Source organism: Bradyrhizobium jicamae, assembly GCF_018130215.1.
GTDB classification, from domain to species: Bacteria; Pseudomonadota; Alphaproteobacteria; order Rhizobiales; family Xanthobacteraceae; genus Bradyrhizobium; species Bradyrhizobium jicamae_A.
Window position 1 is genome coordinate 14,263 of sequence record NZ_JAFCKQ010000041.1, and the last position, 23,052, is coordinate 37,314.

The 23,052-nt window shown below is 64.3% G+C and carries 22 protein-coding genes; 11 read left to right on the forward strand and 11 right to left on the reverse strand.

Going from position 1 to position 23,052, the window contains the following annotated elements:
* From JQ586_RS30890 to JQ586_RS30900, 3 genes are all read left to right on the forward strand, one after another.
* Complete coding sequence (locus JQ586_RS30890) at nucleotides 1-846, forward strand: phosphatase PAP2 family protein (protein ID WP_212398414.1); 846 nt, start codon at nucleotides 1-3, stop codon at nucleotides 844-846.
* 85 nt (nucleotides 847-931) lie between these two features.
* On the forward strand, nucleotides 932-1,711 hold the full coding sequence (locus JQ586_RS30895; RefSeq protein ID WP_212398456.1) for a glycosyltransferase family 2 protein: 780 nt from the start codon (nucleotides 932-934) through the stop codon (nucleotides 1,709-1,711).
* Nucleotides 1,711-2,049: a lipid-A-disaccharide synthase N-terminal domain-containing protein gene (locus JQ586_RS30900; RefSeq protein ID WP_212398415.1), complete on the forward strand. Its 339-nt coding sequence runs from the start codon at nucleotides 1,711-1,713 to the stop codon at nucleotides 2,047-2,049. Before JQ586_RS30895 ends, JQ586_RS30900 begins: the two co-directional genes overlap by 1 nt.
* Before the next feature lie 80 nt (nucleotides 2,050-2,129).
* Here the strand turns inward: JQ586_RS30900 and JQ586_RS30905 are convergent, their stop codons facing one another.
* Together JQ586_RS30905 and JQ586_RS30910 are read right to left on the reverse strand one after the other, a co-directional pair.
* Nucleotides 2,130-2,954 carry a sulfite exporter TauE/SafE family protein gene (locus JQ586_RS30905; RefSeq protein ID WP_212398416.1) on the reverse strand — a complete coding sequence of 275 codons (825 nt, stop codon included), beginning with the start codon at nucleotides 2,952-2,954 and terminating at the stop codon, nucleotides 2,130-2,132.
* 17 nt (nucleotides 2,955-2,971) lie between these two features.
* A complete protein-coding gene (locus JQ586_RS30910) occupies nucleotides 2,972-4,459 on the reverse strand; it encodes an amidase (RefSeq protein ID WP_212398417.1) in 1,488 nt (495 codons plus the stop codon).
* A 462-nt stretch (nucleotides 4,460-4,921) separates the two neighbouring features.
* Here JQ586_RS30910 and JQ586_RS30915 point away from each other — a divergent pair, with 462 nt between their 5' ends.
* Complete coding sequence (locus JQ586_RS30915) at nucleotides 4,922-5,167, forward strand: PilZ domain-containing protein (protein WP_212398418.1); 246 nt, start codon at nucleotides 4,922-4,924, stop codon at nucleotides 5,165-5,167.
* Nucleotides 5,168-5,324: 157 nt separating this feature from the next.
* The gene (locus JQ586_RS30920; RefSeq protein WP_212398419.1) at nucleotides 5,325-6,161 is read left to right on the forward strand and encodes a tetratricopeptide repeat protein; all 837 of its coding nucleotides are present in this window, start codon (nucleotides 5,325-5,327) and stop codon (nucleotides 6,159-6,161) included.
* Between the two features lie 54 nt (nucleotides 6,162-6,215).
* Here the strand turns inward: JQ586_RS30920 and JQ586_RS30925 are convergent, their stop codons facing one another.
* The 5 genes from JQ586_RS30925 to metC all read right to left on the reverse strand — a co-directional run bounded on the left by JQ586_RS30925 (nucleotide 6,216) and on the right by metC (nucleotide 12,010).
* Nucleotides 6,216-7,472, reverse strand: coding sequence for an AAA family ATPase (locus tag JQ586_RS30925; protein ID WP_212398420.1), 1,257 nt, complete (start codon nucleotides 7,470-7,472; stop codon nucleotides 6,216-6,218).
* Nucleotides 7,469-8,209, reverse strand: a complete 741-nt coding sequence (locus JQ586_RS30930) for a CpaD family pilus assembly protein (protein ID WP_212398421.1) — start codon at nucleotides 8,207-8,209, stop codon at nucleotides 7,469-7,471. Before JQ586_RS30930 ends, JQ586_RS30925 begins: the two co-directional genes overlap by 4 nt.
* A gap of 29 nt (nucleotides 8,210-8,238) precedes the next feature.
* A complete protein-coding gene (locus tag JQ586_RS30935; RefSeq protein ID WP_212398422.1) occupies nucleotides 8,239-9,726 on the reverse strand; it encodes a type II and III secretion system protein family protein in 1,488 nt (495 codons plus the stop codon).
* A gap of 16 nt (nucleotides 9,727-9,742) precedes the next feature.
* Nucleotides 9,743-10,546 carry a Flp pilus assembly protein CpaB gene (gene cpaB / locus JQ586_RS30940; protein WP_212398423.1) on the reverse strand — a complete coding sequence of 268 codons (804 nt, stop codon included), beginning with the start codon at nucleotides 10,544-10,546 and terminating at the stop codon, nucleotides 9,743-9,745.
* A gap of 267 nt (nucleotides 10,547-10,813) precedes the next feature.
* Nucleotides 10,814-12,010, reverse strand: coding sequence for a cystathionine beta-lyase (gene metC, locus JQ586_RS30945; protein ID WP_212398424.1), 1,197 nt, complete (start codon nucleotides 12,008-12,010; stop codon nucleotides 10,814-10,816).
* A 311-nt stretch (nucleotides 12,011-12,321) separates the two neighbouring features.
* Here metC and JQ586_RS30950 point away from each other — a divergent pair, with 311 nt between their 5' ends.
* The 4 genes from JQ586_RS30950 to JQ586_RS30965 are packed head-to-tail and all read left to right on the forward strand — an operon-like array spanning nucleotide 12,322 to nucleotide 16,834.
* On the forward strand, nucleotides 12,322-13,338 hold the full coding sequence (locus tag JQ586_RS30950) for an amino acid ABC transporter substrate-binding protein (protein WP_212398425.1): 1,017 nt from the start codon (nucleotides 12,322-12,324) through the stop codon (nucleotides 13,336-13,338).
* Nucleotides 13,339-13,362: 24 nt separating this feature from the next.
* On the forward strand, nucleotides 13,363-14,568 hold the full coding sequence (locus tag JQ586_RS30955; RefSeq protein ID WP_212398426.1) for an amino acid ABC transporter permease: 1,206 nt from the start codon (nucleotides 13,363-13,365) through the stop codon (nucleotides 14,566-14,568).
* Entirely contained in the window at nucleotides 14,565-16,085 is a 1,521-nt protein-coding gene (locus JQ586_RS30960) for an amino acid ABC transporter permease (protein WP_212398427.1), read from the forward strand. Before JQ586_RS30955 ends, JQ586_RS30960 begins: the two co-directional genes overlap by 4 nt.
* Nucleotides 16,086-16,096: 11 nt before the next feature.
* On the forward strand, nucleotides 16,097-16,834 hold the full coding sequence (locus JQ586_RS30965; protein ID WP_249148404.1) for an amino acid ABC transporter ATP-binding protein: 738 nt from the start codon (nucleotides 16,097-16,099) through the stop codon (nucleotides 16,832-16,834).
* A 76-nt stretch (nucleotides 16,835-16,910) separates the two neighbouring features.
* Here JQ586_RS30965 and JQ586_RS30970 read toward each other — a convergent pair whose 3' ends face one another.
* The 4 genes from JQ586_RS30970 to JQ586_RS30985 form a co-directional block, all read right to left on the reverse strand.
* A complete protein-coding gene (locus JQ586_RS30970) occupies nucleotides 16,911-17,945 on the reverse strand; it encodes a cysteine synthase A (protein ID WP_212398428.1) in 1,035 nt (344 codons plus the stop codon).
* 241 nt (nucleotides 17,946-18,186) lie between these two features.
* Nucleotides 18,187-19,425 carry a cyclopropane-fatty-acyl-phospholipid synthase family protein gene (locus tag JQ586_RS30975; protein WP_212398429.1) on the reverse strand — a complete coding sequence of 413 codons (1,239 nt, stop codon included), beginning with the start codon at nucleotides 19,423-19,425 and terminating at the stop codon, nucleotides 18,187-18,189.
* A complete protein-coding gene (locus JQ586_RS30980) occupies nucleotides 19,415-20,218 on the reverse strand; it encodes a DUF1365 domain-containing protein (protein WP_212398430.1) in 804 nt (267 codons plus the stop codon). Before JQ586_RS30980 ends, JQ586_RS30975 begins: the two co-directional genes overlap by 11 nt.
* The gene (locus tag JQ586_RS30985) at nucleotides 20,218-21,570 is read right to left on the reverse strand and encodes an NAD(P)/FAD-dependent oxidoreductase (RefSeq protein WP_409411033.1); all 1,353 of its coding nucleotides are present in this window, start codon (nucleotides 21,568-21,570) and stop codon (nucleotides 20,218-20,220) included. The genes JQ586_RS30980 and JQ586_RS30985 overlap by 1 nt, the downstream gene beginning before the upstream one ends.
* A gap of 232 nt (nucleotides 21,571-21,802) precedes the next feature.
* Here JQ586_RS30985 and JQ586_RS30990 point away from each other — a divergent pair, with 232 nt between their 5' ends.
* A complete protein-coding gene (locus tag JQ586_RS30990; protein ID WP_212398431.1) occupies nucleotides 21,803-22,390 on the forward strand; it encodes a sigma-70 family RNA polymerase sigma factor in 588 nt (195 codons plus the stop codon).
* Nucleotides 22,387-23,040: a ChrR family anti-sigma-E factor gene (locus JQ586_RS30995; protein ID WP_212398432.1), complete on the forward strand. Its 654-nt coding sequence runs from the start codon at nucleotides 22,387-22,389 to the stop codon at nucleotides 23,038-23,040. Before JQ586_RS30990 ends, JQ586_RS30995 begins: the two co-directional genes overlap by 4 nt.
* Nucleotides 23,041-23,052: the final 12 nt, after the last annotated feature.

Consider the following 23,052-nt stretch of genomic DNA (forward strand, 5'->3'; position numbering starts at 1 on the left):
ATGCCGTCGCTGCCAGCACGCCCGGAGTCTGTGAATTATTTCGGACGATTGCTGACGCTGGTCCGGCTGTCGGCGGTTCAACTCGTGCGCGCACCGACGCATTCGCGCCGGTCGGAAGCGGGGCGCCGCGCCGCACGCCACGCGCTGCTGCTCGTGGTCATCGCCGGGGTCGTGATCCTGACATTGATGTACGCCGTCGACGTCGCGGAGATCAGCCTGATGCCGCCGCGCGGCACGCCGAGCCTGTGGTGGGTCCGGATCCTGACCGACTTCGGCAAGGACGTGTACGTGCTCTGGGCGCTCGGCGTCCTGCTCGTCGCGGTCGCGCTGGTGGCACCGGCTCTGCACGGGAGATCGCGCGTGATCGCTCTCGGCCTCGGCACGCGTCTGCAATACCTGTTCCTGTCGGTCGCGCTTTCGGTTGCCGTCGGCGAGGTCGTCAAGTGGATCGTCGGCCGCGGCCGACCCTTTGTCGGCGGCAAGGCCAATGCCTTCAACTTCCAGCATTTCGCCGGCACCGAAGCCTATGCGAGTTTCCCGTCGGGGCATGCGATCACGGCCTTCGCGCTGGCCTTCGCCGTGTCAGCGGTGTGGCCGCGGGCGCGCATCCCGATGCTGATTTACGCCTTGATCATCGCGGCGACCCGGCTGGTGCTGCTGGCGCATCACCCGAGCGATGTGGTCGCCGGCGCGCTGGTCGGCGTGATCGGCGCCATGGCGGTGCGCCACTGGTTCGCGGCCCGCCGCCTTGGTTTTGCCATCCATCAGGACGGCGCCATCGTGTCCCTGGCGGGGTCCCCGGAAGGGCGTCTCAAAAGGGTTGCGAGGAGCGCTTTCGCCTCATAAAAGCGGTCGCCCGGCGGCCGGACCGGGCCGGTTCCAGCCGCTGATAATACCAACCACGAGTGCCGATTTGCCTGCTCCCGACCAGATGCCGGTCGCCGTCTCCATCGTCGTGCCTGTGCGCAACGAGGCCGACAACGTTGCTCCGCTGATATCCGAGATCGCGGCCGCGCTCGACGACCGCTGGGCCTACGAGATCATCTACGTCAATGACGGCTCGACCGACGCGACGGGCGAGCGGCTCGCCGAGATCATGGCGCAACGCTCCAACCTCAGGCAGCTTCGGCATGCAGTGTCGTCAGGTCAATCGGCGGCAGTGCGCAGCGGAGTGCGCGCGGCGCGGGGCGCGATCGTGGCGACGCTCGACGGTGACGGGCAGAACAATCCGGCGTTCCTGCCCGATCTGGTCGCGGCGATCGAGAGCGGCGGCGGCCGCGTCGGCCTCGCCGCGGGCCAACGGGTCGGACGCAAGGATACCGGCTTCAAGAAGCTGCAGTCGCGCATCGCCAATGCCGTGCGCGGCACGATCCTCCGCGACGGCACCCGCGACACCGGTTGCGGTTTGAAGGCGTTTCCGCGCGAGGTGTTCCTGTCGATGCCTTATTTCGACGGGCTGCATCGCTTCCTGCCGGCGCTGGTTCGCCGCGAGGGATTTGCAATCGCCTATGTCGACGTCGTCGACCGCCCGCGCCATTCAGGTGTGTCGAACTATGGCTTCTTCGACCGGCTCTGGATCGGGATCCTCGATCTTGCCGGCGTGTGGTGGCTGATCCGCCGCAAGAAGCCGACGCCGACGGTCACCGAAGTGCCCGATGTCACTGAAGCGCCCGATGTCACTGGCGTGCCGGGCGCAACCGAGGTGAAGTGATGCTGATTCAATACGGCCAGGCGCTCAATGCCTATCTGTACGACGTGTTCGTCGCCAAGTTCGATTTCTGGCTGGCGTTCGGCCTCGTCGCGCAACTCCTGTTCACCGCGCGCTTCCTGGTGCAGTGGATCTCGAGCGAACGCGCCGGCCAGAGCGTGGTGCCGATGGCGTTCTGGTTCTTCTCAATGGGCGGCGGCTTCATGACGCTGATCTACGGCCTCGCCAAGCGCGAACCGGTCATCATCATCGGCCAGGGCCTTGCCACGCTGATCTATGTCCGCAACATCATGCTGATCGTGAAGAACCGCGGCAAGGCGTCGAAGACGCTCGAGCGGTAAATTGTGATCCGGAAAAGTGTGAAGCCGTTTTCCGAAAAGATCATGCGCGCGATGACGATTCAGCCCTATCTCATCGCGCTTTAGGTCAGCGAAACGACGAAGCGCAGGCTGATGAAGATCAGGTACGCGGACAGGGCGATCTCCATCTGGCGCTTGTTCAGCTGATGCGCAAGGCTGACGCCATAGCGCACCGTGAGCAAGCTCAGCGGGGTCAGCAGTGCAAACCCGATCAGCGATACATAGCCCAGCGAGAGCGGTGGCAGGCCGGGGTGCCCCCAGCCGGCCACGACGTAGCCGATCGCGCCGGGAATCGAAACGATGACGCCGACGCCGGACGCCGTTGCGACTGCGGCGTGGATGGGGAATCGGTAGAGGCTGAGAACCACGTTCGCCACCAGTCCACCGCCGATGCCCATAAGCGACGCCGACGAGCCGGTCACAAGGCCGTAGATCGCCATGGCGCTCCTGCCAGGCAACTTGTCTCCGAGCTTCCATGTGTCCTTGCCGGCCAGAAGCCTGACGGCAAGAAACAGGCAGACGAGGATGAAAACGGCCTTGAACAGGACAGGCCTGGCGAAAGCTGCGGCGATAACTCCGATGCCGACGCCGGCCGCGATCGGCACGATCCACATGCGCAGCACACCGGTGTTCACCTGTCCCTTCCTGGTGTGACCAAGAAACGACGAGATCGAGGTGGGCACGATGACGGCAAGCGAGGTGCCGACGCAGAGCGGCATCCGGATCTCGTCCGGCACGCCATAGAGTTCGAACACCTCGTAGAGCACGGGCACGATGACGGTGCCGCCGCCGACCCCGAACAGGCCTGCCAGGATCCCGGTGCATGCGCCAGCAGCCGCAAGCGCAGCGGCGAGCCATGCGGTGTGACCAAATGCGAGTGCGGCCATCGGTCATGCCTCCGCAGCTAATGGGGTGGGGGTAGTCTCGAATTCCAGGTCGTCGCACGCTCATAGGCCCGGGCCAATTGCAGAGCGGCGATGTCGCCATGGGCGGGCGCGAGAATCTGCAGGCCCATCGGCAATCCCTCGGGCGAAAAGCCGGCAGGCACGTTGATGGCTGGACATCCGGCCATGGTTGCCGGGATCACCACCTCCATCCAGCGATGGTAAGTATCCATGCTGCGACCGCCGACGGTTCTTGGCCACGTCAGGCTGGCATCAAACGGAAAACACTGCGCCGTCGGCAGGACCAGGAAATCGAATCTCTCAAACAGCCGGGCGACCGTCCGGCACCAGGCGGCGCGGCGCGTCGATGCCTCGAACACGTCCATGGCGGACAGACGCAAGGCGCGCTCGACCTCCCAGCAGGCCTCGTCCTTCATCAGCGCCCGCTTGGCCGGATCGGAGAAGCGGCCGGCGAGGGCGCCTCCGGTGAGCCAGGCGCGGAGAATGATCCAGTAGTCCCAGACCTCCTCCATCGGATGATCGACCGGCAGCGGCTCCACGTCACAGCCGATGTCGGCAAAGGTCTGCAGGGCGCTTTCGCAGAGATCGAGCACGCCGGGTTCGAAGGCGAGATAGCCGCCGAGATCACCGAGCCAGCCGATCCTGATGCCCTGAACGTCGCGTTTCAGCCGCTCGCGAAAGGCATTCGGATTTTCGCTGCCGGCCTGGACGGCGAGCAGCATGGCGAGGTCATCGACCGTTCGCGCCATCGGCCCGACCGTCCCGAGTGACGGCAGGCAAATGTCCCGTCCCTCGGCGGGGATCAGCCCCTGAGTGGGACGCAGTGCAAAGACGTTGTTGTAGGCCGCGGGATTGCGTATCGAGCCCGCGCTGTCGCTGCCGTCGGCGACCGGCAACATCCGCGTCGCCAATGCGACGGCGGCACCGCCGCTGCTGCCCCCGGCTGTGCGGGTTCGATCGAACGCATTGAGGGTGGTGCCGAACACCGGGTTGTAGGTCTGGGATCCCAGACCGAATTCGGCCGTGTTGGTCTTGCCGATCACAATGGCGCCCGCGCGCTTCATCCTGCGGACAAACCCCGCGTCTTGCGCGGGAAGGGCGTCGCGATGGAGCGGAGAACCTTGCGTGGTCCGCAAGCCCTTGGTCGCGGCGAGATCCTTGATGGCTTGCGGAAAGCCGTGCATCCAGCCCTGACGCTGGCCGTGGGCAAGGAGGTCGTCCTTTTCGCGCGCCTCCGCAAGGACGTCGCCGCGATCGCGCATCGACACGATCGCATTATGGGCCGGGTTGGTGCGCTCGATGTGGTCCAGATAGATCGTGGCAACCTCGGCGCAGGAAATGTCGCGCGCTGCAATCAGATTCGAAAGCGCGCGAGCGTCGAGATTGAGGACGGCGTCCTGCCGGACATCGAACGAGCCAGTCTTGAAATCCTGGAGGCTCGCTTGGTCTTCAACGGACGGATTGAAATTGCGCTTTTGATGAAACATGTTTTGCCAAGGCCCTGTTCATTGACGTTGCTCGTTGGCTGCGGCTCTGCCTAAGGGGACCTGCAGGTAGAGAATTGTTTTGTTTATGAAATCGCGTCCGGCGCGGTTCGGCCGGCTACTGTCGTCTGCGGAACGACCGCAGTATGCTCAGCACTGATAATTTCGGATGCGCGGTTCGTATTCGCCGGGCATTTGCCCAGACATCACTGAAATAAATCGCTCGAATTTTCCGGCAGCGTCTTGCCCAAGCATGGCGTTCGCGCCGCGTGAGGTAAAGTCAGACAGATCACATTTCGCAAAGTTTTGGTTCGATTGCGCTTGGCCAAATGCAGCCCGCTGGAAATCGTAAACCAATCCTGAAACCGTCGGATCAATTGCGACGAGTTCAGCTAGGCAGTTTCCAATCTTTTGCCGCTATCAAGGCTGGAACCGAAAACTGTCCAGCAAGGGTTGGGGATCAGAATGTTTGTCAATCGCCGCAAGAGCGAACGCCGTGCCTGCAGAAGCGTCGCCAAGATCCAGGTGGCAACCGGCTCGCTGCCGCGCGACTGCATGATCACGGATATCTCGTCCGGCGGCGTCAAGGTGATCGCCGAATATCTGGAGATTCCTCCGGAATTCACCATCATCTTCTCGACCGGCAGTCCGCGTCAGTGCCGCCTGGCCTGGCGCATCGGGCATGAATTCGGTGCCCAGTTCGTCGACTGACCTGACATTCGTGCGAGGGGCGGCGGGAAGCCGCCTCTAGCCTGGCCCGGTGACCCAAGATCGGGCAGGTATGACGGCGGCATGATACCGGGCTTAACCGGACCTTAGGGTTAAGCTGTGAGCATCCCGGAACCTTCGCTGTTCCGAGTCCCCGTTGATGTTCCAGAAGTCGTCCCGACAAATAAGCCGCGTGAGTCGTCTCGCGGGCGCCGCATCTGCTGCGATCCTGCTGATCGGGCTGTCCGCCTGCCAGACCTCGGGACCTTCCGACATCGCAGACATCACTGGGTCATTGGGCGACAAGGCGGACCAGACCCAGGCGTCTGCCGATCCCCGGCGCGACCTCGAGACCTATCGCGAGCGGGTCCACGCCAACCCGAAGGATGTCGACGCGGCACTGCAATATGCCAAGGCGCTGCGCGCCACCGGCCAGCGCGCGCAGGCGGCGGCCATGCTGGAGCAGGCGGTGCTCGCGCAACCCAACAACAAGGCGCTACTCGCCGGCTACGGCCGCGCGCTCGCCGACAACGGCAATTTCCAGCAGGCGTTCGACGTGCTCGGGCGCGCCCACACTCCGGAAGATCCGGACTGGCGCATCCTGTCGGCGCAAGGCGCCGTGCTCGATCAGCTCGATCGCCACGACGAGGCGCGGCAATATTATGACAGCGCGCTCAAGATCAGGCCCGACGATCCGTCGGTGCTCTCCAATCTCGGGTTGTCCTACCTGCTCTCGAAGGATCTGCCGAAAGCCGAGGAGACGCTGCGCCATGCCCGGGACCTCGCCCCGGCCGACATGCGCGTGCGCACCAATCTCGCCGTGGTGGTGAGCCTTGAGGGCCGGCAGTCCGAGGCGGAGACCATCATGAAGGCCAATCTGCCGCCGGAAGAGGGCGCCGCCAATGTCGCCGCGCTCAAGCGACTGCTGTCGCGCCGGGAGGCAAGCCGGTCGGACACGGACAAGATTCCGGTCGCCGGCGGCCGCCGCAACGACTGAAAGACCTTTTCGTTTCGATGGAATTGGAACGGAGTTCGAGATTGCCTGCGCCGATTATCCGGCGGCCCTGCGACCACCCTGCAGCTTGTTGAGGATCGGTGACAGGAATGAGTCTCGCTGTTCGGCGAGGTCGGGACGACCGGTCAGTCGATGCGCCATCCGCAGGAAGGTCTTGGTGGTGCGGTGACGTCCCGAGACCTCCGCAATCATCTGGCCATTGTTGGCGGCTTCGCCGAACAGCCGACAGTCGAACGGAATGCTGGCGATCGGCTGGGTCTCGATTGTCTTGGCGAATTCCTTGACCTCGATCTCGGGGCGCTTTGGCATGCCGACCTGGTTCAGGCAGTAGAGCGGCGGGCGGTCGTTCGGGCGCGCAGCCTTGAGCAGGCTCAGCATGTTCTTGGTGTTGCGCATGTTGGCGAGGTCGGGCTCGGCGACGATCAGAATGTCGTCGGCGCCGATCAGCACGCGCTTGGTCCAGGCGGTCCATTGATGCGGAACGTCGAGCACGATGCATGACGTGGTCATGCGCATCGTGTCGAAGATCGCGTCGAACGCGTCGGCGCCGAAATCGTAGACCTGGTCGAGTGTGGACGGCGCGGCCAGCAGGCTGAGATGGTCGCTGCACTTGGAGAGCAGGCGTTCCATATAGGCGGTATCGGGCCGCTCGGGCGAGAACACCGCGTTGGCGATACCCTGCACCGGGTCCTGGTTGTAGTCGAGCCCGGCGGTGCCGAAGGCGAGGTCGAGGTCGACGACAACGCAATCGAGGCCGATATCGCGCGCAATCGTCCAGGCGACGTTGTGGGCCACCGTCGATGCCCCGACGCCGCCCTTGGCGCCGGCAACCGCGATCAGGCGGCCCACCGAGACGGCCTCCGATGCCGAGAACAGGCTGCAGATCGTGCGCACGATGTCGAGCACCTGCACCGGCCCGATGACGTAGTCGTTGACGCCGCGGCGGACCAGCTCGCGATAGGGCGCAACATCGCCGGGATTGCCGAGCACGACGACGCGGGTGCCGGGATCGCAGACGCCGGCAAGCTCGTCGAGGCCGGCGAGGAAATCGCTGTTCGGCTCGGTCTCGATCACGATGACGTTCGGCGTCGGCGCCTTGTGATAGGCGTCGACCGCAGCGGCGATGCCGCCCATGTGGACGGACAGGTGGGCCTTGGCGAGCCGGCGGTCCGCCGCGGCGGCCTTTGCGTTCGCGGCCGTGGCAACGGTGGCGCAGAACGCCTGCACCGAGATGCGCGGCGCAGGCGCGATGTAGTCGTCGGCCTGCGGCGGTTGATTTTGTTGGGCGCTCATTTGCCTGCGTCGCTCAGCTTGGCCTTTTCGGCTTCGGGATAGTTGGTCGCGGTGGGCGTGCCCTTGCGGTACTTGTCGAATTCGATCCCGCGACGCGGTGCATACGGGGCGGTCTCGCTGCGCGGCTGCTCGAGGTCGGACGGATTGTCGATCATGGCGGCCAGGTTGCGCTGCGTGGCGCAGCCGAAATTGTAGTACGACTTGTTCTCGCTGTAGTTCGGATTGTAGAGCGAGGGGCCGAGGTCGTTCGGCCAGGTTCCGCAGGGACCGGCGACCGCGGTCATCTTCGGATAGCTCAGGCGGATGGTGGCAAGCGCGCGCGGATCGTCATTGCGATAGGGGCGCCTGGTGATGGCGTGAGCCGGCACGCCCATCGACGACAGGATGCCGTGGATTTCGCTATAGACGGCCTGTGCGGCGCGCGAATTCGGCGTATCCTCCGGCACGTCGGCGACAATCGCACCGGTACCTTCGCGGCGCCAGCTGCGCGCCAGTCCCATGACGTCATCGCGCTGCGTCGCGGTCAGGTTGCCGCGGCTCTTGCCGACGAACACGACGATCGACTGTTCGCCTTCAGTGACGGCGATCGGATGGCGTTGGCGGTAGTCGTCGGGCACGGTTCCCGTGACGACGTCGGTGGTCTGGATATTGCAGCCGCCGAGCGTGATCGTCGCGACGAAGAGGGCCCCGAACAGCGGCAACGTTGCGATGCGGCCGGCTTGTGTGTTGCGCGTCATCTTGCGATCCCCCAATCCCAAGCCCGGTGTCAGTCGATGATGAAGCCGAAATCGACCGGCGTGGCGCCGATCGGTTCGGCGCGTGCGGCGACGCCATAGATGCGGTTGATGCGTGCCAGCAGCGCCGACTGGGCGTCGGAGGCGGGCGCGAAGCCGTCATCCGGACGCGACAGCTCTTTCTGCGCGACGGCGCGCACCACATAGGGCGTCACGATGACCATCAGCTCGGTCTGGTTGTTGACGAAGTCCTGGCTCCTGAAGAGCTGACCGAAGATCGGGATCTGGTCGACGCCGGGCATTCCGTTGATGGCCTGCTTGGTCTGTTCCTGGATCAAACCCGCCATCGCGACCGAGCCCCCGGAGGGGACCTCCAGCGTCGTGTCGGCGCGACGGGTCTTGATCGAGGGAATCGTCGTTCCGCCCTGGCCGCCGGTCAAAGCGTTGTCCATCGAGACTTCGGACACTTCGGTCATGACCTTCAGGCTGATGCGCCCCTCCGAAAGCACCACCGGCGTGAAGTTGAGCGAGATGCCGAATTTCTTGAAGGAGACCGTCTGCACGCAGTTTCCGATCGTACCCGTCGTCGACGTCTGACAGGTGACGCCGGTGGGGATGGGAAACTCGCCGCCGGAAACGAAGGTCGCGGACTCGCCCGAGATTGCGGTCAGGTTCGGCTCCGCCAGCGTTCGCACGACGCCGGCGCTTTCCATCGCGCGCAGCGTTGCGGTCACCGACGGCAGGCCGGCCTTCGTCAAGGCCGATGTCGTCAGTGAGTTGCCGGAGACCAGGGGGCCATTGTTGGCGCTGAACGGATTGCTGTTGTTGAAGACAACGGCTGCGGAGCCGTAGTTCATGCTGGCGCTGAGATCGATGCCGAGCTGCTTGATGATGTTCCGCTGCACTTCGGCAACCGTCACCTTCAGCATCACCTGATCGCGGCCGCGCACCGTGATCGAATTGACCACCTTGTCGGCGTTGCCGACCAGCTTTGCCGCGATGTCGGCCGCGGTCTGGGCCTCGACCGGCGTCGCCACCGAGCCGGTCAGAACGACGCTGTCGCCGACGCCTTCGACCTCGACGCCAGGCGCTACCTGCCTGAGGGTCGTGCGCATGCCGTTGAGGTCGCGCTTGATCGCGATGTCGTAGGAGGCGACCTGCTGGCCGTCGGCGTCGAAGAACACCACGTTGGTCTGGCCGACGGAGGCGCCGATGATGTAGGCACGCTGCGACGAGCGGATCACGGCGTTGGCAATCTTGGGATCGGCGACCAGCACGTCCTTGGCCTCGCGCGGCAAGTCGACCACCACGGACTTGCCGACGCCGAGCGCAACGAAGCGGGTCTTGGTCGGGATGCTGCTGGTGAACGTGACGTCGCCTGTCTTGTCGGTGGTCTTGTCCTGGTCGGCTGCAACCGCCGGCGCTAGGACAGGGACGAGGGTCAGCGCGGCGACCGCCGAAAACGACAGCAAGCGAACCAGGGTGGTCCGTAGCGTCGGTTGTTTTGCACCGGATGTCATCTCGAAGTCCCCCACTTCACTTCTGTGTCGTCTGAGAGCTGAGGACGCCGTAGCGGACCACATTGATGCTCTCGCCCCGCTTCGGGGCCTGTTCGTTGGCCGAAACCTCGACCGACGTTTCCTTGTTGTCGACAATGCTGCGCAGCGCGAGCGCCAGGGTGCCGGTTTGCCGTCCCCGGGCGAGCGTCTCGGCCTGATCGGGCTTCAGCTCGAGCGTCACGGTCTTGCCGACCAGCGAGTTGCTGCCTTCCTTCTCCTTCGGAGCCTGGTCGATCGCGAGTACGCGGACGTTGGCAAGCAGGATCTCGGTGACGATGATGTCCGGACCGACGTGATCGGGATTCTTGTCGCGCCGCGACAGGATCACGTCGACGCGGTCGCCCGGCAGGATGAAGCCGCCGGCGCCGGTCTCCGGCGAGATTTCGGTGGAGATCGCGCGCATCCCGCTGGGGAGTATCGCGGCCATGAAGCCGCTTCCGTTGGCCTTCACCAGCTTCTGCTCGCGGATCGGCTCGCCGACGATGAAAGGCGCGCGCGCGATTGCGCCGATGACATCCTTCATGGCGTCGACATTGGTGTCGCGGCGCATGAAGCCGGCGCTGGCGGTTTCAGCCGGCCAGCGCTGCCATTGCACGTCTTCGGGTTTGACCGCCTGCCCGAGGCCGATTTCGGATTTGGCCACCAGCACGTCGACGGTCGGCAGCTGGACCACCGGTGCGGCGGGGGCCGGCGTGTGAGTGTCGGTCCTGCTCGCGAGATAGGTCGCGGCGAGACCGGCGACGCCGGCGATAGCCAGGACCACGATGCGTGCCGTCTTCATGTGATTGTCTGAATGCCCTTGCCAGCGGCGGTCGCGACCTTGCGGTGCTGACAGCCCTTCCCGGGAGCATGACTACGGCAGCAAAAGTGTAAGCGAACTTGATAGGAGGTTCGGTCGATTAAGGGATTGGTGGGGATGGTGAACGCTTGGTTATCGGCACCACTAGCAACTCCGCAAAATCCCGGAGATCGCGCAGGCGATCGACCCGTGAGGCGATGTCACTTAACCCGTGGTTGAGGCACTGCGAAGACGCCGCGCGAACGCCGGTCAGAGCGGAGCCTTCAGCGCGGCGAATCCGCGATCGAGATCGGCCTTGAGATCGTCGACGCTCTCCAGCCCGATATGCAGCCGCAGCGTCGGGCCGCCCGGCGCCCATTTCGTCGCGGTGCGATAGTCGCTGCAATCGAACGGGACCGCGAGGCTCTCGAAGCCGCCCCAGGAAAAGCCCATGCCGAACAGGCGCAGCGTGTTGAGCATGGTGTCGACCGCCGGCTGTGGCACCGGCTTCAGCACGATACTGAACAGGCCAGAGGCGCCGGTGAAGTCTCGCTTCCAGATCTCATGCCCGGGATCGGTTTCGAGGGCAGGGTGCAGCACACGGTCGACTTCCGGGCGGCCCGCGAGCCAGCGCGCCATTTCGAGCCCGGAGCGGTGGTGCTGCGCAAGCCGCACCGACAGGGTGCGCACCCCGCGCAGCGCAAGATAGACGTCGTCGGGGCCGGCGCAGACGCCAAGCAGGCGGATCGCTTCCGAGACCTTGGGCCAGGCCTTGGCGTTCGCCGAGATAGTGCCGAACATGATGTCGGAATGTCCGCCGATATATTTGGTCGCGGCCTGCATGCTGATGTCGACACCCTGCTCGAGCGAACGGTGATAAAGCGGGGTCGCCCAGGTGTTGTCGTCGATCATGATCGCGCCGCGGGCGTGGGCCGCGGCGGCGATCGCGGGCACGTCGGGCATCTCGAAGGACTGCGAGCCCGGCGCTTCGAGCAGCACCGCGCGGGTGTTCGGCTTGAACAGCGCCTCGATGCCGGCGCCGATCAGGGGATCGAAATAGCTGGTCTCGATGCCGAAGCGCGTCAGCATGCCGTTGCAGAAATTTCGCGTCGGCCGGTAGACGTTGTCGCAGACCAGGAGATGGTCGCCCGCCTTCAGCACCGCGAGGAGCGTTGTCGAGATGGCGGCGAGGCCCGACGGCGCCAGCCCGACGCCGGCGCATTGCGGGCCCTCCAGCGCCATCAGCACGTCCTGCAGCGCCCGCGTGGTCGGGTTGCCGTGGCGGCCATAGGTGAACTCGGCGCGATGGGCGTGGAGGTCCTCGGCGGTCGGATAGAGCACGGTCGAGCCGTGGAACACCGGCGGGTTGACGAAGCCCCTTTGCCCCTGTGTGTCGCGCCCGGCGGTGACCAGGCGGGTTGCTGCATGTTGCTGGGAGGCGGGGGGGTGGCCGTTGGAAGTGGTCATGGGTATCAGACTTTTTGCCGCGGCCGTGACGGGTCGGGACGACGGGATCACGCCGGGGGTGTTACTAACAGGACGCAGAAGAGGCACGTCAACCCCTTGACCCGGAACGTCAGTCGCTATGTGATGCGCCGCAACTTCCAGTCGCCGCACGTTGAGGGGCCTGCCGCGACTTTCGATCCTTTGCCTGGCCGACATGTTCGTCAATCTGCCGGTCAGAACAGCGTTTTCTGCTGCAAGGGATCGATCCGGTGGGCCCGTGAGCGCCAGGCGGTCAAATGCAACGTCCACGGACGACCCTGAAAGGCCTGCCCATGAAACGCGTTTCCCTGGCTCTCACCCTTGTCGCTGCCACCGCCCTTTCGGTCCAGGGCGTCTCGGCGCAAACCCTCAAGACCGTCCAGGACCGGGGCATGTTGTCCTGCGGCGTCAGCCAGGGCCTGCCCGGTTTTTCCTCTCCTGACGACAAGGGAAACTGGACCGGGCTCGACGTCGACGTCTGCCGCGCGCTCGCCGCGGCGGTCCTCAACGATCCGTCCAAGATCAAGTTCGTGCCGCTCTCGGCCAAGGATCGTTTCACGGCGTTGCAGTCCGGCGAAATCGACGTGCTGTCGCGCAACACCACCTGGACGGTGTCGCGCGATACCTCGCTCGGCGCCAATTTCACCGGCGTGACCTACTATGACGGGCAGGGCTTCATGGTGAAGAAGTCGCTCAAGGTGAATTCGGCGCTCGAACTGAACAGCGCATCGGTCTGCGTGCAGACCGGCACCACGACCGAGCAGAATCTCGCCGACTTCTTCAAGGGCAACAACATGAAGTATGAGGTGATCGCTTTCGGCACCATCGACGAGGCGGTCAAGGCCTATGAATCCGGACGCTGCGACGTCTTCACCGACGACGCCTCCGGGCTCTATGCCAGCCGCCTGAAGCTCGCCAACCCCGCTGATCACGTCGTGCTTCCGGAAATCATCTCCAAGGAGCCGCTGGGGCCGATGGTACGGCACGGCGACGACCAGTGGTTCGACATCGTGAAGTGGACGCTGTTCGCAATGGTCAATGCCGAGGAACTCGGCGTGACCCAGAAGAACGTCGATGAGATGTTGAAATCGGACAAGCCGGAAATGAAGCGGGTGCTGGGCACCGACGGCAATCTGGGCGAACAGCTCGGCCTCACCAAGGACTGGGTGGTGCGCATCGTGAAGGCGGTCGGCAATTACGGTGAAGCGTTCGAACGCAATGTCGGCACCGGATCGCCCCTCGGCATCGCCCGCGGCATCAACAATCTCTGGAACAAGGGCGGTATCCAGTACGCGCCGCCGATCCGCTGATCTGGCCGGCAAGCGGCTGCGGCGATGACCATCGCGCCCCGAAAACCACCGGCGCAGTTTGCCCTCAGGCTGAAGCGCGCGCTTGGCGGCAAGGCAGGCTGGAATGGGCTCGCCGCCCAGCTTGCCTTCGCCGCGGTCCTGGCCTGGATCGCCTACGAGATCGTGGCGAATGCGCGCGCGAACCTGGAGACCCAGCACATTGCGTCGGGCTTCGGCTTCCTCAAGTACAATGCGGGCTTTGACGTCAGTCAAAGCCTGATCTCCTACACGAATTCCGACACCTACTGGCGCGTGTTCTTCGTGGGCCTGCTGAACACGCTCGTTGTCTCCGTGATCGGCATCTTTTTTGCCACCATCATTGGTTTCGTCGTGGCGTTGTGCCGCCTGTCGCCGAACTGGCTGCTGTCGCGGATCGGCGGCATCTATGTCGAAGCCATCCGGAACCTGCCGCTGCTGTTCCAGATCCTGTTCTGGTATCTGGCGGTGCTGGCGGCATTGCCGGCGCCGCGACAGAGCATCTCGATCTTCAGCACCTTCTTTCTCAACAATCGCGGGCTGATCGTGCCGCGACCGATCAGTGAGCCGGGGCTCGATCCGTTCCTGGCCATGCTCGCGATCGGCATCCTCGCGGCGCTGGGCGTGCGGCGCTATGCGCGGCAGGCCCTGTTCCAGCGGGGACAGTTGATCCGGATCTGGCCTTATGTGCTGGGCTTGGTCGTCGGCCTGCCGCTGATCGCGATGCTGATCTTCGGCCGGCCAATGACTTTCGAGGTCCCGCAGCTGAAGGGCTTCAACTTCGCCGGCGGGGCGCGGATCATCCCCGAATTCGTCGCGTTGACGGTGGCGTTGTCGACCTATACGGCGGCCTTCATCGCCGAGATCGTCCGCGCCGGAATCCTGTCGGTCCACAAGGGACAGATGGAGGCGGGCTCCTCGCTCGGCCTGAGCCGCGGCACGACGCTGCGGCTGATCGTGGTGCCGCAGGCGATGCGTGTCATCGTACCGCCGCTGACCAACCAGTACCTCAACCTTACCAAGAACTCGTCGCTTGCGGTCGGCATCGGCTATCCCGACCTGGTGTCGGTCTTTGCCGGCACCGCGGTGAGCCAGACCGGGCAGGCCATCGAGATCATCGCGATGACGATGGGCGTCTATTTGCTGCTTTCGCTGACGACGAGCGCGATCATGAGCATTTATGGCTGGCGCATCAACCGGAGCCTCGGGACATGACGGATCTCGCCGCGCCGACCTTTGTCCGGCAGGATCTGGTTCCCGAGCGCCCGACGCCGGTGAGGACCACGGGCTTCCTCGGCTTTGTGCGCACGCGCCTGTTGAATTCGCCAGGCAACATCCTGCTCACGATCCTCGCGCTATTGCTGCTCTGGTACGTCGTCGTCCCGGCGATCAGGTTCACGCTGGTTGACGCGGTCTGGACCGGCAAGGATCGCACCGCTTGCCTTGCCGAGAAGGCGGGACACGAGGTCGGCGCCTGCTGGCCCTACATCCAGGCAAAGCTGTCGCAGCTGATGTATGGCTTCTATCCGGAAGCCCAGCGCTGGCGCGTCAACCTGACCTTCCTGCTCGGCGCGGTGCTGTTGGTGCCGCTGCTCGTTCCCCGCCTGCCGGCCAAGGGACTGAATTCCGGCCTGTTCTTCTTCGCGTTTCCGGTGGTGGCATTCTTCCTGCTGCGCGGCGGCGGCTTCGCCGGTTTCGGCGTGAGCTGGGCCGCAGGCCTGCTGCAGCTGTTCGAGCAGAGCATCAGCGGCGCAGGCCAGGCCCTGGTCAATGTCAGCCAGACCTCAGCGATCGGTCCGCTGCTTTGGCTGCTCGGCAAGCTGATTGTGCTGATCGGTCTGATGATCCAGTGGCTGATCTTTCCGCTGACCTGGCTGCGTGACCAGTTGCAGGCATCATCCCAGCCGGTCTGGATCGACTTCCTCCTTACTGCCGTGATCGTCTCCGCCGTTCTGTTTGTCCTCGGCGGCGGCGTCCGGACCGGCCGCAGGGCGCTCGTCGGCAGCCTGGTGACGTTTGCCGGGATCGCTGCAATCATCCGGTTGATGGGGCTCGATCGCGGCGGGTTTGCGCTCGTCGATACGCGGCTGTGGGGCGGCCTGCTGGTGACGCTGGTCATCGCCATCACCGGCATCGTCGCATCGATGCCGATCGGGATTGCGCTTGCGCTGGGCCGCCGCTCGACCATTCCGCTGATCCGGATCTTCTCGATCACCTTCATCGAGTTCTGGCGCGGCGTGCCCCTGATCACGGTCCTGTTCTTCGCGACCTACATGCTGCCGCTGTTCGTGCCGTCCAATTTCACCGTGGACGGCCTGTTGCGCGCCCTGATCGGCGTGGCGCTGTTTACCGGCGCCTACATGGCCGAGGTGATCCGGGGCGGCCTCGCCGCGGTGCCGCGCGGGCAGGCTGAAGCCGCGTCTGCGCTCGGCCTGTCGTGGTGGAAGACGACGTCGCTCATCGTGCTGCCGCAGGCGTTGCGCTTCGTCATTCCGGGCATCGTCGGCAGCTTCATCTCGCTGTTCAAGGATACATCGCTGGTGTCGATCGTCGCGCTGTTCGACCTGCTCGGCTCGTTGCGCGCGTCGTTCTCCGATCCGAACTGGACCACGCCGACCACCGCGTTCACGGGCTTCGCCTTCGCCGGAATCCTCTATTTCGCGTTCTGCTTTGGAATGTCGCGCTACTCGCTCTTCGTCGAAAGACGGCTCAACGCCCATCGCCGCAACTGAACAAGGTCATCATGTCCGATCCGATCGTCAACATCTCCGCGCTCAACAAGTGGTATGGCGACTTCCACGTGCTGCGCGACGTCAATCTCGAGGTCGGCAAGGGCGAGCGCATCGTGATCTGCGGCCCCTCGGGCTCGGGAAAATCGACGCTGATCCGCTGCATCAATGCCCTTGAGGAATTCCAGGAAGGCGAGATCGTGGTCGACGGTATCGAACTCGGGCCGAACCTGCGCCGGGTCGACGAGGTTCGCCGCGAGGTCGGCATGGTGTTCCAGAGCTTCAACCTGTTCCCGCATCTCACGGTGCTCGACAATTGCACGCTGGCGCCGATCTGGGTGCGCAACATCCCGAAGAAGGATGCCGAGGCGGCCGCGATGAAGTTCCTCGAGCGGGTCAAGATACCGCATCAGGCCAACAAGTTTCCCGGGCAGATGTCGGGCGGCCAGCAGCAGCGCGTCGCGATCGCACGCGCGCTGACCATGAACCCGAAGGTGATGCTGTTCGACGAGCCGACCTCGGCGCTCGACCCGGAAATGGTCAAGGAGGTGCTCGACACGATGGTGGACCTCGCCAAGGAAGGCATGACCATGCTCGTCGTCACCCACGAGATGGGCTTCGCCCGCGAGGTCGCCAACCGGGTCGTGTTCATGGACGCCGGCCAGATCATCGAGTCGAACACGCCGCAGGAGTTCTTCGCCAATCCGCAGCACGCACGGTCGAAGCTGTTCCTGAGCCAGATATTGCGCTGAGAGCGCGAAAAGGGGCGAAAAGCAGGTAGCGGATGGATTTCCCGCTATTCGCCACTCACCATCCGTTATTCGCGACCTACGCGAACGGCAGGTCGATCTTGGTGCGCCTCTGCAGCCATTCCGGAACCGGCAGGTTCTTCGAACGCATGAAGTCCGGATTGAACAGCTTCGACTGATAGCGATTGCCGGAATCGCAGAGGATCGTGACGATGGTCTTGCCGGGGCCGAGCTTCTTGGCGAGGTGGATCGCGCCTGCGACATTGATTCCGGTTGAGCCGCCGAGGCACAGGCCTTCGTGCTGCAGAAGGTCGTAGATGATCGTCACGGCTTCCTCGTCGGAGATCAGGAATGCGTCGTCGACTTCAGCGGTCGCCACGACCGGCGTTTTGCGTCCGAGTCCGATGCCTTCCGTGATCGAGTTGCCCGGTGTCGATTTGACCTCGCCATGCTTGAACAGTTCGTACATCGCAAAGCCGTGCGGATCAGCGCATGCGGTCACGATGTCCTTGTTCTTTTCCTTCAGGTAGCGGCTGATGCCGGCGAGCGTGCCGCCGGTGCCGACCGAGCAGATGAAGCCGTCGACCTTGCCGTTGGTCTGCTGCCAGATCTCGGGTCCCGTCGAGTCGTAATGCGCCTTCGGGTTATCGAGGTTGTTCCACTGATCGGCGAACAGCACGCCGTTCGGCTCGGTCTTGCGGAGCTGGTCGGCAAGGCGCCGGCCGAGATGCTGATAGTTGTTCGGATTGGAGAAGGGCAGCATCGGCGCCTCGACGAGTTCGGCGCCGCACAGCCGCAGCATGTCCTTCTTTTCCTGGCTCTGCGTTTCCGGAATCACGATCAGGGTACGATAACCCCGCGCGCTCGCCACCACGGCGAGCCCGATACCGGTATTTCCGGCCGTCGACTCGACGACGAGGCCACCGGGTTTGAGATCACCGCGCTTCTCGGCCTCCAGGATCATCCATTTGCCGGCGCGGTCCTTCACCGACTGGCCGGGATTCATGAACTCGGCCTTGCCGAGAATGGTGCAGCCGGTCAGTTCGGACGCGCGGTTCAACTTGATCAGCGGCGTGTTGCCGATCGCTTCGATGACGTCTTTGTTGAAAATCATGTCGGGGGGTATTCTCTTGCCGGTCGTTGCTTTGTCCCAGTCGGAACCTAGTGTGCCTCAGGCAAAAGGGGAAGGCTTTTGCAATGCGGCGAAATCAGCTGACTGTTCCGGGCGTTAACCGATGGCCGGCCACTCGATGAGGCATTCGCAAGAAGCGTTTGTGTGAGCCCTTCAGGGGGACAGAATGTTGCCGAAAATCGCAGTTCCGCAGCAGATCGTACTATTGCGGGCGGCGATCAAATCAGGCTGATCGTTCGATCTTGTAGAGGCCGACATCGAGCGCGCCGATCTCGAAACCCAGCCTGCAATACGAGAGGTAATATTCCCACATCCGCTTGAAGCGAACGTCGAACCCAATCGCTTCGATCGAGGGCCATGCGCTCAGGAAACGCTCGTGCCAGTCGGCCAGAGTTCGGGCGTAGCTGCGGCCGAAGTATTCGGACGACACCAGCCGCAAACCGCTGTTGGCGACCTGCCGCTCCACAATCTGGGCGGTCGGAAGCATTCCGCCCGGGAAAATATAACGCTGGATGAATTCCGGGCGACGGCGATAATTCTCGAAGCGGCTCCGCTCGATGGTGATGACCTGCAACACGGCAATGCCGCCGGGCTTGAGCCGTTGCTGGAGATTGTCGAAGAACAGCGGCCAATAGGCCTCGCCAACTGCCTCGAGCATCTCGATTGACACGACGCGGTCGAAGTTGCCGACGGTGTCGCGATAGTCCTCCAGCCGCAGATCGGCGTTGCCGGCGAGACCGCATTCGGCGATCTGCTCGCGTGCGTAGCCAAGCTGCTCGGTCGACAAGGTGAGGCCGGTGACCTCTGCACCGGCCGCGGTGATGATGTGCCGCGCGAGCGCGCCCCAGCCGCAACCGATTTCGAGGACTTTCTCGCCTCCGCCGAGATCGAGCAGTTCGGTCACACGCTCGAGCTTGTTGCGTTGGGCCTGTTCGAGCGTGCGGCTCGACGACGTATAGATCGCCGACGAATAGGTCATGCTCGGGTCGAGCCAGCGGCGGTAGAAGTCGTTACCGAGGTCGTAATGTGCGCGGATGTTGCGCCGGCTGCCGCGTCTGGTGTTGCGGTTGAGCACGGCATGGCGCAACCATGTGAGCGGTTGCGGCGGCCTCAGCCGCTCGAAGGACGTTGCGCTCGTCGATCGGGGGGCGGCTGCACTCAGGAACGCATGGAGGTTTGGTGTCGACCATTCGCCGGCGAGATACCCCTCGGCGAAACCGAGGTCTCCGCCGGTCAAGAATCGTAGCAGGCATCTCCAACTATGGATTCTGATCTGTGCATGCTCGCCGCGCCGGGTGCCGGCAATGACGATGCTGCGCCCGCCGGGAGCCTGCACGACGATCTCGCCGCAATCGAGCCTGCGAAGCAGCGGCCGCAACAACGCGCCGAGTGTTGCGCTGAGCACGGGCGGCCACGCGACAGCAAGTGAGCCGGGGACGGTCTGCCGACGGTCAGAGGGCATGCGTATCGATCCGTTGCTTCGCCGAGGTGGCTGCGAGCGTGATGTCGTGAGCGGCGGACTGCGGGCGTGCGCGCAGCCGCAGGCCCTTCAGCCAAAGCCGCAAGGCTTCCCAATGAATGGCCAGGATGACTTTGGCCGTGATGAACGGCATCGCGGCGAAATTGCGCAGCAAAGCTGCGTCGCTGAGCGTCTGGCGCGACGCGGCCAGGCAGGCGCTGAGCACCGTGCGCCCGTGCTGGTGTGCCGTGATGCCGAGTTCAAAGCGCTCGTCCGGTCGGGTCAGGCGGAAGCGATAGGACATGTCCATGTCCAGGAAGGGCGATACGTGGAACGTCTTGTAGCAGCCATGGCCGATTGCGCCGGCGCCGGCATCGACCGGCGCCACATAGGCGTGACGTTCGCCGAACGTGTTGTGCACCTGATAGATGATCGCAGCGAGCGCACCGCCTGGCCGATGGCAGAAATAGACGCTAAGCGGGTTGAAGCTGTAGCCGAGGGTTCGCGGCATGCAAAACAGCCGTATCGGTCCGCCGGCGATGTCGATTCCGGTGCGCAACAGGTGCCTTTCGGCTTGCAGGCGCAGCGGGGTTGCGCTGCCGTCGCCGTGATCGGCATCGTAGAGTGCGAACAGGTTGAAGCGGTTGCAGGAGAACAGCCGCAGCTGCGACGCAAGCTCGGGCAATTCGTCGAGGTCGAGCAGCGTCCAGAAGGCGCGGTAGCGAAAATTGTGCACCTTGGGCCGCAGCCTGCGATGCATCACGCTGCCGCGATAGAGATACGAACACGCCGTCATCACTGCGGCTCCGGTTCGGGCACGGGCCGGGCGGCACTGCCGAGCAGGATGCGACCGGACTCGTCGGGCACGGTCCACGGCCGGCGCACACCGCCGAGCTGCTCGGCGACCGCGAGGGCTGATTGCAGTCCATCCTCGTGGAAGCCGGCGCCGAAATGCGCGCCGCAGAACCAGATGTTACCCCGCCCTTGCAGTGACCACAGCCGACGCTGCGCAGCGATCGCGGCGGCATCGAAGATTGGATGCTCGTAGACCTCACTGTGATGAAGCGTTCCGGCGCGTGGTGGACGTGCCGGGTTAAGCGTGACGAACAGCGGCCGTCGTTCGGCAATGCCCTGTAACCTGTTCATCCAGTAGGTGACGCCGACTCCGGCATCGAGCCGGTCGCGCCAACCGACATAATTCCAGCTCGACCAGGCGGCCCGGCGGCGCGGCATGAAGCTCGTATCCGAGTGCAGCACGGCATGGTTGCGGCTGTAGCGGAACGCGCCGAGCAGTTCGCGTTCGGCGAAGGTCGGCGCATCGATGACCGCGAGCGCCTCGTTGGCGTGCGTTGCCAGCACCACGTGGTCGAACCGGTCGATGTCGCCGCGAACGTCAGTGACGACGACGCTGCTGCCGACACGCCGCACATTGGTCACTCCGGACTCCAGGCGGATCCGGTCGGCGAAGCATGCGGCGAGCCGCTGCACATAGACCTTGCTGCCGCCGATGACGGTCTCCCATGGCGGCCGTTGCGCGAGCCGCAGCAGTCCATGACTATGATGGAAGCGGACGAACGTCGCCGCCGGGAAGTCGAGGATTTCATCCGGGGATGCCGACCAGATTGCGCTTGCCATCGGCAGCAGATGATCGTCGCGGAAAGCGGCGCCGTACCCGCCCGTCCTGAGGTAGTCACCGAGGCTGATCGTTTCGTCGGCCAGGATTGCCGCATCGCGCGTGGCGCAGTCGTAGAATCGCATGAGGTCGCGCAGCATCGACCAGAACCTCGGACGCAGCAGGTTGCCGGGCTGCGCCAGTAGACCTGAGATGCCCGTGCCCGAATATTCCAGCTCGCCATCGTTCAACGACACCGACAAGGACATTTCCGACGGCCGGGTGGGAACGCGCAGATGCGCAAACAGCGCGGTGAGGTTCGGGTAGGTCTTGCGGTTGAACACGATGAAGCCGGTATCGACAGGGATGCTGTCGCCGCCGGTCGAGGCCGTCACGGTGTTGGAGTGTCCACCGAGCCGATCGGATTTCTCGTACACAGTTACGTCGTGCCGCTGGTTCAGCAGCCAGGCGGCCGAGAGGCCGGAAATGCCGGTTCCGATCACGGCAATATTGAGTCTAACGTCGCTCCTCAAGATTACCCCCCGGTCGCGATGCTGGCCTGACGGTCGGTTTCCCCAGGCGTCTGAATGAGAAACGATCGGCCCCGGCCATTGGATCACCGGCGGTGATCCATGAGCTGTGGCCGGACGTTTCGGGAGTATGCACGTCACCGCGCGACATACCCTTCGCCGCGACGCTCTGGTCAGGCCGGGCGCGATCCGGTACTCACGTCCCAGCGGTGTTAGCGACCTGGAGCGCCCACAAGGTATGGTGAGCAAGATCAGCGGCGAGGCGGCGCCGGACGGCGCCAGATGGGCGCGGCTGATCGAAGCGATCGCGGTCGATGGGGATCGCGAGGCCTTTGCGGAGCTGTTCCGGTATTTTGCCCCCCGCATCAAGACTTTCATGCAACGGTCCGGCGCGAGCGAGCAGGGCGCTGACGAACTCGCGCAGGATACTCTGCTAGCCGTGTGGTCGAAGGCGGAGCTGTTCGATCCGCGGAGCGTTGGTGCCGCGGCCTGGATATTCACCATTGCGCGCAACCTGCGCATCGACGCGCTCCGTCGTCAGAAACGAACCCCGAGTGATGATACGGGCGGAGCCGAGCTGGAGTTTCGTCTCGACGAAGGTCCGCAACCCGACTCCGGTATCGAGGCCTCGCAGGTCGAGGCCCGGGTGCGGAATGCGATCTCCGCCTTACCCGACGACCAGCTGCGCGTGATCGAGCTGTCCTTCTTTCAGGAGAGGGCCCATGCGGAAATCGCCAAGACGCTCGACATTCCGCTCGGGACGGTCAAGTCACGCCTGCGGCTGGCCATGGCCCGGCTGCGCAACCTGCTGGACGATTTCTCATGACGGTTCATCACCACCCCTCGGATGAGCTGCTGACGGCGTTCGCGGGCGGCACGCTCGACCTCGGTCAGCACATCGCGGTCGCGACGCATCTGGTCGGCTGCCCACGGTGCCGCACCGTGGTGCACGCGATGGAGCATGTCGGCGGCGCGGTACTGGCCGATATGCCGCGGAGCGAGATGTTGCCCGGATCGTTCGAAGCGCTGGAACGCAGGCTGGGCGAACCGATTGCCGCCAACCGGCCGTTGCCCGAGCTGCCTCGGCGCGGATTTGGTGATGTCGGAGGACTGCCGCCGTTTCTCTACGGTTATCCTGACAGCTCCTGGAGATGGATCGCGCCGAAGGTGCATTTGCGGCCGATCCGGCTGCCGCAGCCCAGCCCGACACGGGTGTTTCTCCTGAGGTCCAGTCCGGGAACGAAGATGATCGAGCACACCCACAGCGGCTTCGAGATGACCTGCGTGCTGTCGGGCAGCTTCACCCATGCCGGTGGGCATTTCGGACCTGGCGATTTCGACTTTGGCGACGGATCGGTGGATCACGACGTGATCATCGATTCGACTGATGACTGCGTCTGCCTGGTCGCGATGCAGGGTGATCTGAAGCTCAGCGGCTTGATCGGCCGTCTGCTGCAACCGTTGATCCGCATGTAACGCGCGGCGTTG